The organism is Vibrio sp. 1F279 (assembly GCF_041439815.1).
Lineage (GTDB): Bacteria > Pseudomonadota > Gammaproteobacteria > Enterobacterales > Vibrionaceae > Vibrio > Vibrio tasmaniensis_A.
Genome location: NZ_JBGOOU010000112.1, coordinates 1 through 1520, shown reverse-complemented (window position 1 = coordinate 1520; position 1520 = coordinate 1). Strand labels below are relative to the sequence as shown.

The following is a 1520-nucleotide window of genomic DNA, read 5'->3' as shown; positions in this document are numbered from 1 at the left end:
CTGATAATATTCCACTAATAACTTCCCCTATCGCCTCAGCAGATTGCGATACTTGCGCATCATCCACGTGAGCATAACGAAGCGTGGATGAAATGCGCGTGTGACCCAACAGTTTCGACACCATTGGGATAGGATACCCCTCTAACACCGCATAACTGGCAAAGGTATGGCGCAAATCGTGAATACGAACATCCTCGATATGGGCTAAGGCTCGCACCTGTTGCCAGACCAGACTAACCTTAGTCGACCGACTCACAAAACGACGCAAGGGCATAAACACATCATCGTGTGATTCGCTACGATGCGCCCATACTTGCTGTGGTATGTCTGAAAGGAGTTTCTGCGCTTCCTTGCCCACATACACCACCTTCGCACCCGTTTTGCTGTCCGGCAAATGCCACTCCCTTCCTTTAACAAAAGACCATTGCAGGCCTGTTACCTCTGAAATTCGACACCCCGTTAACAACACCAGCTCTAGCACCAGACAACAGCACGCTTCCAGATCACCTTGCTGGCTGACCACAGTTAATGCCTTCTGCATTCGCGCTAACTCATCCAAACTCAAAAAACGATTGAGTTTTTTTTTGCGATTTTGCTTAAGACCGTCACAAGGGTTGTTCATGCAATAACCTTGCTTCACCGCATATTTGAAGATAGAACGAAGCACATCAAGATTACGGTTGGCAGCCCCTGCGTAATTCTGGCTGAGTTCATCAAACCAACGATGCACATGACACGAATCAATACGGCTGACAGGAAAACGTCCAAACTCGGGCAACAAATGCTTTTTTAAGGCGCTCGACGCTGTCCCTTGTGTACTCACTTTCCATCCCTTGCAGACCTTATCCGTCCATTCTTCTTTCACCAACGCATCAAAGCGGATCAACCGTATCGGTTTCGTCTCTTTGTCTAAAAAAGAGGCCTGTAAAGCACGTACGTGTTGTCTCACTTTTTTTAGTGTCAGTTGTCCCACTGCCGCCAACGTCTTATTGGGAATGGATAAATGAGTCACATAGAAACGGCGACCATCGGTATAAACTCGAACTCCTAACGCTGGCACTTGGGTATCCCACACCGTATACGTTCGAGTTTTCGAATGAAGTGATTGAATCACTTTAGAAGTAAATAACAGTGACTTCATGAGCGCATACCTTTAACGAGCACTCCCGACACATGAGAAGCGGCCTGACACACGTCATCACGTCCCAAATGTGCATACTTTAGCGTCGTTTCCGCTTCAGCATGCCCCAAAAGGCGACTCAGCACGATCAAGTTTACCTTCGACTGAATGGCAATACTGGCGTAGGTGTGACGTAAATCATGCAAGCGCACACCTTCCAATCCTGCCAACTGGCGAGCCTGTCGCCAGAATATACCCAACTGATTGGTGGATATGGGTTGAGTGTTACAAGGGGTTGGAAACAGGTAAGGACTCTCTGATTGCCATGCATCAAGATAAGCTCTAACTTGTGAGCAAAGGTAAACCGTTTTCGCCCCCGTTTTACTGTCTAGTAAATGCC

The 1520-nt window shown here is 47.6% G+C and carries 2 protein-coding genes; both read right to left on the bottom strand.

Annotation, left to right across the window (positions count from 1 at the left end; genetic code table 11):
- The coding region (locus ACED60_RS25625; protein ID WP_371728730.1) for a tyrosine-type recombinase/integrase at positions 1 to 1141 on the bottom strand (1141 nt) is incomplete at its 3' end.
- Positions 1138 to 1520 (bottom strand): tyrosine-type recombinase/integrase (locus tag ACED60_RS25620; protein WP_371728729.1); only part of this gene is annotated, 383 nt, incomplete at its 5' end. The genes ACED60_RS25620 and ACED60_RS25625, both read right to left, overlap by 4 nt.